The organism is Edaphobacter sp. HDX4, assembly GCF_036877565.1.
In the GTDB taxonomy this organism is placed as follows: Bacteria; Acidobacteriota; Terriglobia; order Terriglobales; family Acidobacteriaceae; genus Edaphobacter.
The window spans coordinates 554,520-568,122 of sequence record NZ_JAEDXW010000001.1 but is presented as its reverse complement, the minus strand read 5'-3'; the positions used below and the strand labels follow the sequence as shown (position 1 = coordinate 568,122).

General features: G+C 57.0%; 10 protein-coding genes. 3 read left to right on the top strand and 7 right to left on the bottom strand.

Going from position 1 to position 13,603, the window contains the following annotated elements; genetic code table 11:
* Positions 1-27: 27 nt before the first annotated feature.
* The 5 genes from JAO29_RS02415 to JAO29_RS02395 all read right to left on the bottom strand — a co-directional run bounded on the left by JAO29_RS02415 (position 28) and on the right by JAO29_RS02395 (position 4,620).
* The gene (locus tag JAO29_RS02415; protein WP_334266573.1) at positions 28-420 is read right to left on the bottom strand and encodes a hypothetical protein; all 393 of its coding nucleotides are present in this window, start codon (positions 418-420) and stop codon (positions 28-30) included.
* 2 nt (positions 421-422) lie between these two features.
* A complete protein-coding gene (locus tag JAO29_RS02410; RefSeq protein ID WP_334266572.1) occupies positions 423-1,133 on the bottom strand; it encodes an ABC transporter ATP-binding protein in 711 nt (236 codons plus the stop codon).
* A gap of 39 nt (positions 1,134-1,172) precedes the next feature.
* The gene (locus JAO29_RS02405) at positions 1,173-2,432 is read right to left on the bottom strand and encodes an efflux RND transporter periplasmic adaptor subunit (RefSeq protein ID WP_334266571.1); all 1,260 of its coding nucleotides are present in this window, start codon (positions 2,430-2,432) and stop codon (positions 1,173-1,175) included.
* 196 nt (positions 2,433-2,628) lie between these two features.
* Entirely contained in the window at positions 2,629-3,483 is an 855-nt protein-coding gene (locus tag JAO29_RS02400) for an IclR family transcriptional regulator (protein WP_334266606.1), read from the bottom strand.
* An 81-nt stretch (positions 3,484-3,564) separates the two neighbouring features.
* Entirely contained in the window at positions 3,565-4,620 is a 1,056-nt protein-coding gene (locus JAO29_RS02395; protein ID WP_334266570.1) for a ComEC/Rec2 family competence protein, read from the bottom strand.
* A 293-nt stretch (positions 4,621-4,913) separates the two neighbouring features.
* Between JAO29_RS02395 and JAO29_RS02390 the strand changes: the two genes are divergently transcribed.
* The 3 genes from JAO29_RS02390 to JAO29_RS02380 all read left to right on the top strand — a co-directional run bounded on the left by JAO29_RS02390 (position 4,914) and on the right by JAO29_RS02380 (position 8,398).
* Positions 4,914-6,053 (top strand): cellulase family glycosylhydrolase, encoded by a 1,140-nt coding sequence (locus JAO29_RS02390; RefSeq protein WP_334266569.1) that lies wholly within the window; start codon positions 4,914-4,916, stop codon positions 6,051-6,053.
* 501 nt (positions 6,054-6,554) lie between these two features.
* Entirely contained in the window at positions 6,555-7,646 is a 1,092-nt protein-coding gene (locus JAO29_RS02385; RefSeq protein ID WP_334266568.1) for a sensor histidine kinase, read from the top strand.
* Positions 7,646-8,398: a LytR/AlgR family response regulator transcription factor gene (locus tag JAO29_RS02380; RefSeq protein WP_334266567.1), complete on the top strand. Its 753-nt coding sequence runs from the start codon at positions 7,646-7,648 to the stop codon at positions 8,396-8,398. The genes JAO29_RS02385 and JAO29_RS02380 overlap by 1 nt, the downstream gene beginning before the upstream one ends.
* A 34-nt stretch (positions 8,399-8,432) precedes the next feature.
* Here the strand turns inward: JAO29_RS02380 and JAO29_RS02375 are convergent, their stop codons facing one another.
* Both JAO29_RS02375 and JAO29_RS02370 read right to left on the bottom strand, forming a co-directional pair.
* Positions 8,433-9,596, bottom strand: a complete 1,164-nt coding sequence (locus JAO29_RS02375; RefSeq protein ID WP_334266566.1) for a phosphatidylinositol-specific phospholipase C1-like protein — start codon at positions 9,594-9,596, stop codon at positions 8,433-8,435.
* Positions 9,597-9,688: 92 nt separating this feature from the next.
* Positions 9,689-13,180, bottom strand: coding sequence for a TonB-dependent receptor (locus tag JAO29_RS02370; RefSeq protein WP_334266565.1), 3,492 nt, complete (start codon positions 13,178-13,180; stop codon positions 9,689-9,691).
* Positions 13,181-13,603: the final 423 nt, after the last annotated feature.

The following is a 13,603-nucleotide window of genomic DNA, read 5'->3' as shown; positions in this document are numbered from 1 at the left end:
CGTCACATCTCCCGCACAGCTGTTCGTTCACGCCGTTATTCGCGACCTGTGTGTGAACAGCGCGACAACATCCATGTGTGCGTCCTCAAACAGAGCCCTTACGCCGGTCAGGGGAACGCTGACTTCCATATCGAACTGCCGCAAACCTACGATGAGGGTGAAGCCCGGCGTCTTCAGGGGGCATGCTGTATGCGCGCGCATCCGGGTAAACGCATCGCTCGCGCTTGTGAGAGTGCGCTCTTCCCATTCAGCTGGATGGGTATGCCTGTCTGCAGTCACTTTGAGGTGTTCGCCATCCGCTTCGTAGAAGATGGCGCAACGAACTCCTATGCACAGTGCGAGCAGCACCACAAAAGCCGCCGTAAAACCCGGCATCTCTCGCATAATCTGTCGTGCTTCTTCCATCACTTCCCAAATCATGACTATGCCTCCGCCATCAACTGGCTCAGCTCCCCTTCCGCCACTACCTTGCCGTCGAACAGATGGATCTGCCGTTCGGCGTGTGCCGCGAATCGGGGATCGTGTGTCACCATGCAGATTGTCGCGCCCTCATCATGCAGCTCCTTCAGCAGCTTCATGACAGCCTCACCATTCTTAGAGTCAAGGTTTCCCGTAGGCTCGTCCGCCAGGAGGATCGAGGGAGATCCGGCAAGCGCACGCGCTACCGCAACACGCTGCTGCTGACCGCCCGAGAGCTGCGCAGGATAGTGCCGCATCCGGTGCGCCATATTTACTCTCTCCAGCGACTCCTGCACTCTCTTCTTGCGCTCCGCTGCAGGCATACCAGTGCGGTAGGTCAATGGCAGCTCCACGTTCTCGGCGACGCTCAAATCTCCGATCAAGTTGAAGCTCTGAAAGATAAAGCCGATCTCCTGGTTCCGGATTCGCGAGCGGTCGGCGAAGTCCAGGTTGGCGACCTCTTTCCCATTCAGCTGGTAGCGTCCGGCTGTTGGGGTGTCCAGCAGCCCGATAATCGACAGCAGGGTCGACTTGCCGCAGCCCGACGGGCCCGACATCGCAACGTACTCGCCTCTTCTAATCTGCAGGTGTACTCCCGACAACGCATGCGTCTCGATCTCATCGGTGTAGAAGACTTTGGTTAGCTGCTCGATCTCGATAATTGACTCCGCCATTCGCTCTTTCTCCTTTTAGTCTTCGTGTTCTGCGCTGTCTTACTCCAGGCGAATCCTATCCGTGTTATCCCACCGGCTCATGTCCGAAAGTATGACCGTGTCTCCTGGCTGCAATCCTTCAATCACCTGGATCGCATTGACGGAGGCCTTGCCTACCTTCACCGGAACCCTTACTGCAGTCTTGCCGTCCGGGCTTAGCTTGAACAGGCTGATGGTGCTGTTCTCATTGCCGAATGCTGGTCTGCCTACATAAAGCACGTTTGCCATGCGATCCAGATCGATCGTTCCGTCCACGCTCAGGTCGGGCCGGGCTCCCTGGGGCAAAGCGCCATCCAGTTCTACGTCAACCGTCACCGTTCCGTTCACTACGGCGGGATCAATTCGCATAACTTTGCCATCGATTACCCCGTTATGCGTGTCGATCTCGGAAGGCTGACCAATCTGGATGTCCCTGGCCTGGGTCTCGGCGATCTTCAGACTCGCCTTCAACTGGTCCGGCTGCACCACCTTCGCCAATGTGGTTCCGGGAGCCACATGCTCGCCCACCTGATGGGGAAGATCGACGAGAACACCTGTGATCCCGGCCTTCACGCTCAGCGCGTCCTGCTGCTTTTGCTTTAAAGCCAGCATCGCCTCTGCCTGGGCTACTTTGGTCAGCTGTACGGCAACCTGTGTCCCAATCGCCGTTTCGTTGACGGTCAACCGTTCCTTTTCGATCGAATCCCGAGTCGTCAGCTCATCCGCCTTGCCCTTGGACGCGTTATAGGTCAACCCGCTGATCACTCCCAGGTCGTACAACGACTTGTCGGTCTGCGCCTGCAACTTTGCCTGGTTATAGTCGGCTCGGACCGTTGCCGCAGCGGCCTTCTGCGTCATCAGGTCACTTTGCAGCTTCGCCTTGATATTTGTCAGGTCGGTCTGTGCCGCCTTCAACTGCAGCTGTGCATCCAGCAGCTCTTGCTGCACCGTGGGATCGACAAGATCCATCAGCACTGTATTGGGCTCTACGTGCGCGCCCGGGAGAACCCGGATCCGCACGACGGTCGCCTCCGTCTCAGCCGGAATCAGCCGGATCCGATCTTCTCGGGGGATAAGGGATCCTGGGCCCCGAACCTGCCGAAGCAGCGGTCCCTGCTTCACCGTATCGGTCCATACTGTGGCCCGATCAACGGTCGGAGCTGCCGGCTTTAACTTCGAGACAAAAGCTGCCGCTAACAGAAGGGCCGCTACGCCAATCCCGCCGAAGATCCATTGCCGCCGGACCTTCTTTCGTTTGATATCTGGTCGCTGGATGTCCATGACAACACTTCTAATCGCAAGTGATGTGCCAATTCAGCCGACCTGTTTTCAATGGTTTGCGGCTAGAGAGGAGAAGGAGGGTGTCCGCAAACCGAACCCGCTGTCCAGTTCCGGACAGCCACTTCAGGCTTGGAACGAGAGTCTACAGACACAAGCCGTGTCCCGCCGGAGTTAACCCTCTCCGGGTCCAGCCTACTTACTTCTTGGTCCGTGCCTTTTTAGCCGCGGTTGCGATCTCTGGAACCGCGTTTCCCTCAGGTAGAGCCCCCATCGCCTCCGAGATCTGCTGACTCGCCTTTCGCAGAACCTCCACGACCTCAGGCACGCCGATCGTATCCTCGATCCGCTTCACGTATGGAACGGTCAGGCCAGCGATCGCGTTTCCCTGAGAATTGAGCACAGGGAAGCTGATGTTCATAACTCCGGTGACCTCATAGCTGGCCCGGCGTTCATAGCCGCGACCGCGGATCTTCTCCAGATGCTCATCCAGATCGACCGGCTTCTTCTTGTCGGTCTCCCGCATCCACTCCTCGATAGCGCGTTCGCAGGAATCCTTCGTCTGGTGAGCGAGGATGACATGGCCGGTGGCCGCATGCATAAGGTCCACCTTCGAACCGACCTTGACGTAGAACCCTGTGGACTCCGGAGAATCGACCTGCGCCAGGATCACCACATGGCTCCCATCCAGAACACCTAGATGACAAGACTGCCGCAGCTGATAGGAGACCGAATGCATCACCGGCATCGCCTCCGTTACCATGCGCTTGGTCGGCGGGTGCTCCTGCCCAAGCCGGAAGAGACGCAGTGTCAGATGATAGCGATCTTTATTGGCGCTCTGCGCAAGGTAGCCGCGATGCTCCAGGCACAGCAGCATGCGGAAGATCTCCGACATAGTCCTATTAAGACGGCGTGCCACCTCACTGACCGTCATGCCCTCAGGCGTGCTTGCAAACAGCTCAAGAATATCCAGACCTTTTTCAAGGGCCGGCGTGGGATAGTAGCGTTTTCCCTGTGTTTTTGCAGTCACAGTCCGGGGAGCAGTCGATCGCATCTCAGACAAGGTAACAAAAAAGGCCTCTGGCGTCTCGAACCTTTTCGTCGAGAACGCCAGCGGACACAGTCGATCCCTCAGCTAAGGGGTCGTTGCTTCGGTCTCGTAATGCTTGGAGGCTCCCGTGCGCGAGTTCAGGATATCGAAGCTGCCATCGCCCGCGCTTGTCAGCTCCAGGAACCGTCCATCCTCGGCTCCTTGCGGGTTAGCGATATATTGAGGCTCCGTATTGTGCTCCGCACCGCCCTCTTCAGAATAGTGAAGCTGCCACAACGTCTCTATTCCCGGAGCCTTCGCGATCGTGTCCAGAACCGAGGTCGATCCGCCTTTTTTTGCGCCGTTTCCCATGATGGCAACCTTCGCCCCGATCGCGTCGACCAGCGCCGGGCTGGAGCTCTGGTTCGAACCGTGATGCGAGACGATATAGACGTCCACGTGTCCCAGCTTGTTGACAGGGCACACCAGCTGCATCTCTTTGTCCCAGGTCAGATCTCCCAGGTCAAGAAGCTTCAATTTGCCAAAGGTGATCTCAATCCCTACAGAACGGGCGTTCTCCGTCGTGTCGGCAGGCTTGGTCTCTGCTTCTGCGCAGAATGGATTCTCCATAGCCTTCCTATCCAGCGGATGTCGGATCAGGTTGCCATCCGAGCTGACGACGACTGCCTTCATTCCCACGATAGGTAACACGTCTCCCGGTCTGGCCAGAATCCGGCGGACATTCTTCACCGTGCCGGCCTTTACGTAGTTCGCATATCTCTGCTCGGTCGCAGGCTCTGTCTCACGGTTGGGCCCATGATCGATAAAAGCTCCTACCGGAACCTTTTCGAGCAGAGCCGGCACTCCGCCCACATGATCTTCGTGGTAATGCGTAATCAGCACGTAATCGAGCTTGGTGAGTCCGGCATCCTTCATCGCCTCGACGATTCGATCCGCATCCCGTCCTTCATTGCCGCCCCATCCAGCATCCACAAGGAGAGACTGGCCCGCCGGGGTAACAAATAATGTGGACTGTCCTCCTTCCACATCGATGAAATAGACCTTGAGCTTTCCCCCGACTCCCTTGGAACCTTGCCCCCAACAGGAAATACTTAACACAGCCAGGAATCCTGCCGATGCAAACCAATGCTGCCATCTCATCTCTCGATCTTCCTTTCCGCCGTAACCTTCTCTTGAGATCTTGTGCGGGGTCCCTCTCTTGACTCGCTCTTTCTTTGATGCTGCTCAGCTGACGACGTCCTCGCGGCCGCCGACCTCAGTCTTCGAACCAGTACAATTCATCAGATAATTCCATTCCCCTTCCATTTCGTACAGTGTCTTATTCTGTTCCCAGGCAACCACTCGCCCAACCTTTCGGCTGGGACATCCCTTTCAGGTGTCCGGTGGTAACTTCCAGCTCTGCCTGGGCAACCCCTTCAGGTATCATGGTGCGGATGCTGATTCGTACACCGCTGCTCGCCTTTCTGCTCTTCGTAGCGCCTCTTATTTTTGCTCAGCCGTCATCTTCCTCCCGTTGGAGCGAAGATCAGGCCAACGCCTGGTACGCCCGTCAGGCATGGCTCGTGGGAGCCAACTACGTCCCCTCCGACGCCATCAACCAGCTCGAAATGTTTCAGGCGGCGACCTTCGATCCCGCCATCAATGATCGCGAGCTTGGCCTGGCCGAATCCATCGGCATGAACACCATGCGCGTCTTTCTCCAGGACCAGCTCTGGCAACAGGATCCCCAAGGCTTCGTCAAGCGTCTCGATGCCTTCCTCGCTATCGCATCCCGGCATCACATCAAGCCCATTCTGGTTCTCTTCGACTCCTGCTGGGAGTCCAATCCGCATCTCGGTCCTCAGCATCCGCCTATTCCTGGCGTTCACAACTCCGGTTGGGTGCAGAGCCCTGGCGCTCGCGAGCTCTCCGACACTTCCTACGAGCCTCATCTCAAAGAGTACGTCGTCGGCATAGTCTCTGCCTTCGCCAATGACGACCGAGTCCTCGCCTGGGACATCTGGAATGAGCCGGACAACACAAACGGCAGTCGTTTCGACGAGCCCGCAAACAAGGTAGAGCTCGTTGCCGCCATGCTTCCCAGGGCCTTCGAGTGGGCAAGATCAGCTCATCCTTCCCAGCCCCTGACCAGCGGTGTATGGACAGGAAACTGGAGCGACCCCGCGCAGGAGAGCGCCGTCACGAAGATACAGCTGGCCGAAAGCGACGTCATCAGCTTCCATAACTATGGATGGCCCGAGGAGTTCGAAGCGCGGGTTCGTTCTCTCCAGTCGCTCCATCGCCCAATCATCTGCACCGAGTACATGGCACGCGGCAGCGGCAGTACCTTCGACACCATCCTTCCGCTTGCGAAGCAACTCAACGTGGCAGCGATTAACTGGGGATTGGTCGCGGGTAAGACCCAGACCTGGCTCCCGTGGGACTCCTGGCAGCACCCCTATGTTCTCTCGCAACCCACCATCTGGTTCCACGAGGTCTTCCGGCACGACGACACGCCCTACCGTCAGAGAGAAGTTGACCTCATGCGACAACTGACCGGCAGAGGAATTCCGCCAACTGGTTCGACCAACTAAGGCTTCAACGTGCCACGCCAAACTCGCGAGATTTGTGACCAGTAACGGAATATCGCCCGCTTCCGAAGATTAAGCTTGGAGCTGGCATTGTTTCCGCCCGCGGGGTCACTGTAGTCGTCCCTCGCGCTGAAATCGGAACTCTGCCGCCGAAGCTATATCGAACCCCAGGTTCTCTGTCCGCGGAAGTAAGACAGTAAGGTTTCTGCCCAGGAACTGGCACTCGGGTCGGGAAGCTATCTCCTTGGAGGATCTTTGCGATGCGTTCACTGTTCTACAAACAACCGGTTTTAATTTCGCTACTTCTCTTCGCTGCCGTGGTTCATCTGCCTTCGACTCATTCCTGCGAGAACGATCGAACGATGTCCGGTCTACACGATTGCTTCTCGATGACGCACTAAAGCGCACGGGGTTGTTGACGGAAGACCATATCCAAAGGCAGGGAAAGAGGAAACGCAACTGACATTCAAACGTTGGAAGGTCGAAACTCACCAGCCTGTATGGATGCACCCCCTCATCTTCATCGCTGCAGCCACCTCGCTGGGGATGCTCTTTGCGCTGCAGGAATGGATCGGCTCCCGCTTCTGGAACTACCACGTCGATCTCAGCCTCCTGCTTGAGGCTTGGGGTGCGCAGTATTTCCTCTGGGGGGTTCTCTGCTGGATCCTCTGGTGGACGTTGAGATCCCGGATCAACACGGCGAATCTCAAGACCATCCTCATCGTCTTCTTCCCCCTCAGCATCCTTACCAGCGTCCTCGAAGAGACAATCTGGGTCCTGCTCTTTCCCCGTCTACCGATGGGTAGACCACCAATGCCGTTTTGGCAACGGCTGTCGTTTCACCTCGACGCGGAGTTGATCGACTCGCTCGTCCTCTTCTGGTGCGCCTTTTTCCTCTTTCGCGGTCTCGGATACTACCAGCGATATCGAGAGAAAGAGCGCATAGCCTCGCAACTGCAATCGCAACTGGTACAGGCACAAATGCGTGCCCTGCGCATGCAGCTCAACCCTCACTTCCTTTTCAATACGATGAACGGTATCTCCAGCCTCATGAGGATCGATGTCGCAGCGGCTGATCTCATGCTGGAACAACTCAGTCGCCTTTTGCGTATAACGTTGCATCGCGGGGAGTCGCAGTTCATCCCATTAAGCGACGAGATGGAGTTCATCGAGATGTATCTGGCCATGCAGGATCGGAGATTTGCAGGTCGCGTGCTGCAGCAGACGACCATCGACCCTCACGTCCACGATGCAATCGTACCCACTATGATTCTGCAGCCCATCGTCGAAAACGCCTACGCGCACGGCCTCTCGCGGCTCAGTGCAGATGGTGTGCTTTCAATCGATGCTTCGTCTGAAGGATCGTTTCTTCGTCTCAGCGTTACCAACACCGGATTGGGACTCCGAGCCGCACAGAGTACCTCCGGCAACGGTGTTGGGCTGGTCAATGTTCAGGATCGTCTCCGTATGCACTACGGTAACGATCACACTTTCTCCATGTCGGAGCTTGAGGGCAATCTGGTGCAGGTCGTCATCACGCTCCCCCTACGGTTCTCAGAACGTCCAACAGAACAAACGACAGGATACGGTGCGTGATGATTCAGGCTGTTCTCGCAGACGATGAAGTCCTGGCACGGCAAAAGCTTCGGCAACTGCTACGCGAATTTCCAGAGATTGAAGTGGTAGGAGAAGGTGCAACCGCTTCAGAAACCATCGCTCTGGTCCGTGCTACCAAGCCCGACCTCCTCTTTCTCGATGTCCGCATGCCCGATATGGACGGCTTCGACGTCGTCGGCGAGCTTACCGCAGCCGGTGCTCCCGTGATGCCTTCCATCATCTTTACTACCGCGTACGATCGCTATGCTCTAAGGGCTTTCGAGATTCACGCCGTGGACTATCTGCTCAAGCCCTTCACGCTCGAGCGGTTTCGTTCGGCGACCCAACGCGCTCTTGACCACATCAACGCGTCCAGGCAGAACCCTTCCGGAGCTGCGCCCGCCAACTCAAATGGCACGCCTTACACCACGCGCATCGTCTTCAAATCCAAGGGACGCATCCTCTTCCTTCCCGTCTCCGAGATATGTTGGATCGGTGCCGAAGAGAACTATGTCCGCATCTGTACGCAGTCGGAGACGCATCTCCTCCGTGAGACCATGACGCACCTCGAGGAAAAGCTCGATCCCAATACCTTCCTCCGCGTTCATCGTTCCTCGATCGTCAATCTGCAGTACGTCAAAGAGGTTCGCCCCGAGGTCGACGGAGAATACGGTGTCCACCTGCTCAACGGTCAGAAGATTGCCATGAGCCGCACCTACCGTTCCCGCATAAAAAACTGGCTGGAGCGCTAAGCCCCAGCCAGTCTCGATCAACGTTCGAACGGCCTTACTTCTGTGCCATTGCGGTAGACGGAGTCTCCAGCAGCCGATCGACGCAGCCCTCCGGCTTGTTGACCGGATTGCATCGTGCTATCAGACCATCCGGGAATCTCACTACGAACGGTGTCCACTGCGAGGGCTCTCCCGGAGGATAGTCCGTGCTGATCATCTGCGCTCCCGTCGAAAGTGCGAGATCTCGTCGCGTCGTATCGTTCGTGCGTGCCTGCTCGGTTCCTTCATCCGTGCGCGTCCGAACAAGATATCCCTGCTTCACGAGCGCATCAATGGTCTCTTTGGAGCCATCGTTCTGCTCGGTGAACGCAGCATCCGGCTGGCCCGGTTCGGCATTCGTGAAGAACACGCGGCCTTTCAGCGAGGGGTGCCCCTCCGTGTACACGGTCTCGACCTTGCGCTGATCCAGCAGGAAGACTACCTTTCCGCGAGCCTTTGCCAGCGTCGGCCAGCCCCCGGCGGTGATCGCATCATTCAACGTTGCGGCATTACCGCGAACCTCGTCCGGTGAGATGAACTCACCCGGCTTGAAGACCGAGCGAACCTCCGCATCGAGTGCATCAAATACCTGCGAAGTAAACGGTTCGGTCGCGGGCATGTCGGGCCGCGGCTTGCCGCCGTCCTCCTTGGTCTCCACCAGGATGAAGATCGGCAGATGCTGCGGATGCTGCTGCGACCACTCCCGCACGACCGTCATGCACTTGACGAAAGTATGGCAGGTGCTGCGCTCATCCACTCCTTGCACGTGCATCACCTTGAAGCCCGGCTTATCCATCTCGTGGTTCGGGTCAAAGTTGGGATCTGCAGGAAGTCCCGCCTTCACGGCAGCGTCGTCGATAGGAAGATGAGCATACCGGCCGCCCTTCGCATCCGCGAAGACGTCGATCTCGATCTGCCGCACGCCACTGTTCAACTGGTCCGGAAGCGGTGCGTGTCTGTAGTCAAGCGCTCGCAGCGCCTTCGGATTCTTCATCTCCAGGTACTTCCGCTCGCTCGGCGCAAATCCTGCGTGATAGCTGTTGTGCGAGCCGATCACCTGGATCTGATTAATCCTGACTGTCTTGTCCTGCTCAGCCTGCGTCGTCTGCTGTGCCATGCCCGCACTTGTAACTGCAGCAAAAGCGACAAACGCCATCTTTCCCATTGCACTTCGAAACATCCTCTGCTCCTTCGTCTCTGGTTCTGCTTCTCAAAAACAACGGCGCCGTTCGTAAGGACACGGCGCCGATCCACTCTGGAAGGTTACGTCGCTTAGAAGATAATCTTCGCCGCGAGCTGAAGTTGACGAGCCGGGAACGCGCTCGTGATCTGTCCGAAGCTCGACCCTCCAAACGTGCTGTTCGGAGAGCTGTAGTTGACCGTGTTCAGCACGTTGAACGCTTCGGCGCGGAAGTCGAGATTCGAGCTCTCGCTCCACAGCGGGAACGCCTTATGCAGACCAAGATCAGCCTGGTAGAACGCATTCGAACGCTCCGAGTTGCGGCTGACGTTGCCCCAGGGATAGGTCGAAGGGGGTGCCAGGTTGGTGTTGATGAAGTAGTTGTTCAGAGCCGTAGCCGTCTTCACGCGGCCGGACGACGGTCCCTTGATCGCTCCATTGTTGATGCGATTTGGGCGATAGGTGACCAGGTCGGAGACGTAGAGTCCGGACGAGCTCGGGATCGAGTAAGTGATGTTGACCGGAAGTCCGCTGGTCATGGTGTTGATCAGCGTAACCTGCCATCCACCCAGTACCGTGTTCGTCAGCCGTCCCGTGCTTCCTCCCCATCGGCGTCCATGACCGTAGGGCAGGTCGTAGACGACCGAGGCAGTATCTGCCAGCGGCTGATCGTATCCGCCCGGACCGTAGTCATTGCTTGGGTTGGCATAATTTACGCGCGAGTTATCGCCGCTCGAAGTCTCAAGGTGACCCGACGAGATATCGAAGACGCGGCTATAGGTGAACGAGTTCAGGAGATACAGCCCGTGGGTGGCACGCTTCTCCAGCTTGAACTGCAGCGAATTGTAGTTGGCTGAACCGATGCCATAAGCGATCTCGATTCCACCAAAGTTCTTGACCGGCCGGCGCGACTGCAGGTTACCGCAGGTGCCCGAGACGCAGGGAGTTGCCTGGTTGTAATCGGCAAGCGTCTGCAGATGCGTGGACTTGTTGCCAACATACGCGATGTCGGCGACGAAGCCATGACCCAGCTGACGCTGAACCCCAAGCTGATACTGCTGCACGTAGCCTGTCTTGAAGTTGCGTGGAATGTAACGCGACAGGACGTTCAGCGGGTTGAAGTAGGCCGGGCTCGTCAGGTTCTGGGCATAACCCTGCTGGGTCTGACGGAAGCATGCCGACTGCAGCTGCGTGTCGTTAGTGCAAAGGTTCGAGGTCGTGGGTGTGACCTGCGTAATGCTCGCATTCACGACGTCAGGACCGTTGTAGGTCAGGTTGTTTTCGCCGCCGGCCCGGTTCCACTGCGAGTAGACGATGCCGTAGCCTCCACGTATCACGGTATTCTCGTCTGCCGAGTAGGCAAAGCCGAAACGAGGAGCGAAGTTGTTCAGCGGTGTATTGACGAGCGAACGGCTGTAGATGCCTCCGCTACGCGCATGAATCAGTGAGTTGGTGCCTGGGTCGAAGTTCGACAGGCGGTTGTCCTTCTCGTACTGCGGCGTGACAATCTCATACCGAAGGCCGGCGTTGATCGTCAGCTTCGGCGAGATCTTGATGTCATCCTGGAAGTACATGAAGTTGTAACGCTGCCGCAGATGCACAATGGCATAAGTGGTCAGCGAATACTGTGCGCGATTGCCGAAGGCAAAGTCGGCAAGGTTCTGTGCCTGCTGGAGCTGAGCAGCATAACTGGTGGAAGGATCGACGCTGGTTCTATTGCCGGAAGCGATATCACCGTTCTTCGAATAGACGCCGTTATAGTTGTCCTGCCCGTAGCTCGGGTTGAAGTCGTTGACCTCGGTGTTGACGGCCTGGTACTCATAGCCGAACTTCATCGAGTTCTTGCCCTTGATCCACGTGAAGTTCGCCTTCGGATTGTAGATCGTTGGGTTCTGGAACTGCGGATTCGAGCTCTGCGCGCCGAACTGCGAGTAGCCCGTTACCGACTGCGCGTTCAGAGAACGAACAACCAGCGGATCCGTGGGGAGTCCATCGGTGATTCCGTTCTCTGCAAGCAGCGAGGTCTGCCCCTGCCCGATCGGGAACTTGCCGCCAAGATTGCGCGACCATCCAAAGCGAATGTCGAGCAGTTTGTTCGCCGAGATAGTCCAGGTTGCGCCGCCAGCAATATTGCGGTTCTGAATGCTTACATTGCCGTTCGAGTTTCCGCCCGCAGGTCCAGGGATTCCTGGAGGATCGAACAGACTCTGACGGTGCTCGCTGTAACGTCCGAAGATGCTCCAGTGATCGTTGAAAGTGTGATCGACGCGTGCATCGCCCTTATCATCGTTGATGGTTCCGCGCGGCGTAATCGCAAAGTTGCTTGCCAGACGTCCAGGAACATTCGGCTGCGGAAGTGCATCGAGAACCGCACGCGCAAACTGGCTCATATCTGCCCGCGGAATCTGTCCCAGATAGGTCTTACCCGTTATAGGGTTCTTGAGAGGAATCGCGTTCGCCGCATTCGACGGGTCATCGTTGAAGTAGAAGAGTCCATTGCGCTGGTTCGTCGTTGGCAGTGTAGAGGTGGTGTTTGCGTTGTTGAAGATGCGCCGCAGACCTTCATAGTCCGCGAAGAAGAACGTGTGGTCCTTCCAGATTGGTCCGCCAAAGGTTCCGCCAAACTGGTTCTGAATGAACTTCGGCTTCGTTGCTCCCGGAGCCAGGAACGGTCCGATAGCGTTGAACACCGTGTTGCGGTTGTAATCCCACGCACGTCCGTGGAACTGGTTCGTACCGCGGCGAATCGAGGCGTTGATCACCGCACCGGTCGATCGGCCATACTCCGCGCCGTAGTTATTCGTCTCCACCCGGAACTCGCTTACAGCATCCGGCGAGGGAGGAATGTTCTCGTTCGCGAAGCCCTGGTTTGACGTGCCGTAGTTGTTGTTGTCCAGACCGTCCAGTAGGTAGTTGTTGAACGCCGAGCGCTGCCCGTTGATGTTGAACGAACCCTCTCGGCTTGAGGTTCCATTGTTCTCGAGCGCCGACTTGCGTGCGCCCGGAACCAGCAGAACCAGGTCCGCATACGATCGTCCATTCAGCGGGAGATCCTCAACCTGCTTCGTGCCGATCACGGTCGAGTGCGAGCTCGTCTCGGTATCCAGAAGCTGTGCGGCTGAGGTCACCGTGACCTCTTCCGAGACCGATCCTGCCTGCAGTGTCACGTCTACACGCTGACGAGCGTTCGTCTGGACGGCGAAGGGCTCCGTTACCGCCCGGCTAAAGCCCTGTGCTTCGGCCGTGACCTTGTAGCTGCCGATCTGCACGCTGGCAAACTCGTACTTGCCGTCCGAATCCGTCGTTTTCGTCTGCGAGATGCTGGTCGCTGCATTCGTCAGCGTCACCGTGCTGTTGGGAATCGCCGCTCCCGAGCTGTCGTGAACGTAACCAAGCACTGAAGCTGACTCAAACTGTGCCCAGGCCGAGGTGCCGTTCAACATCAAAAGTACTGCTGCCATCAGCGAAAGCCACGCCTTCGCTCTCGTACTCATTCGTCCCGCGCTGGTCTTTTCTTCACAACCGCTGGGAGAGAGTCGAGGCTTCGTCAAAGCAGCAAATCTACTGTCTTTTAGGTTCTTCATGGAATGTGCCTCTCTTGCATGTCTGTAACCCGTTTCGTCTTTGTTCATTTGCAGCTGGACTTCTCTCGTCAGCTCTCTTCTTGCGGGAGCGTCGATCCATACTGGTTTCTGCGGGACCGGCAAAACACTACCCACTGCCGTTGAGCACTGTCAATCGAAATACGTCTACGGTACCGATAACGTAAAATACCTCTTCCGGCGAATTCAATTGACAGAAAACAAGCGAGTTAGCTGGTGATACTGGCCTTTGGTTAGCGAAAACTCACACCCTCGCTGGAGGTAAGAGGATTCGCGAAGATGAGCGTATGAACTGATCATGACGCCCTCATGTAAATTGCTGGTAAATAAGCGGTAACTCTCATCACAAAAACAGAAACCCCGGAGCCTCTTTGGGAGGATCTCCGGGGTCTTTAGAATACCTTC

Excerpts from the sequence above, each read along its gene's own strand:
- JAO29_RS02415 (WP_334266573.1), bottom strand. The coding sequence starts at position 420 with ATGATTTGGGAAGTGATGGAAGAAGCACGACAGATTATGCGAGAGATG.
- JAO29_RS02410 (WP_334266572.1), bottom strand. The coding sequence starts at position 1,133 with ATGGCGGAGTCAATTATCGAGATCGAGCAGCTAACCAAAGTCTTCTAC.
- JAO29_RS02405 (WP_334266571.1), bottom strand. The coding sequence starts at position 2,432 with ATGGACATCCAGCGACCAGATATCAAACGAAAGAAGGTCCGGCGGCAA.
- JAO29_RS02400 (WP_334266606.1), bottom strand. The coding sequence starts at position 3,483 with ATGCGATCGACTGCTCCCCGGACTGTGACTGCAAAAACACAGGGAAAA.
- JAO29_RS02395 (WP_334266570.1), bottom strand. The coding sequence starts at position 4,620 with ATGAGATGGCAGCATTGGTTTGCATCGGCAGGATTCCTGGCTGTGTTA.
- JAO29_RS02390 (WP_334266569.1), top strand. The coding sequence starts at position 4,914 with ATGCTGATTCGTACACCGCTGCTCGCCTTTCTGCTCTTCGTAGCGCCT.
- JAO29_RS02385 (WP_334266568.1), top strand. The coding sequence starts at position 6,555 with ATGCACCCCCTCATCTTCATCGCTGCAGCCACCTCGCTGGGGATGCTC.
- JAO29_RS02380 (WP_334266567.1), top strand. The coding sequence starts at position 7,646 with ATGATTCAGGCTGTTCTCGCAGACGATGAAGTCCTGGCACGGCAAAAG.
- JAO29_RS02375 (WP_334266566.1), bottom strand. The coding sequence starts at position 9,596 with ATGTTTCGAAGTGCAATGGGAAAGATGGCGTTTGTCGCTTTTGCTGCA.
- JAO29_RS02370 (WP_334266565.1), bottom strand. The coding sequence starts at position 13,180 with ATGAAGAACCTAAAAGACAGTAGATTTGCTGCTTTGACGAAGCCTCGA.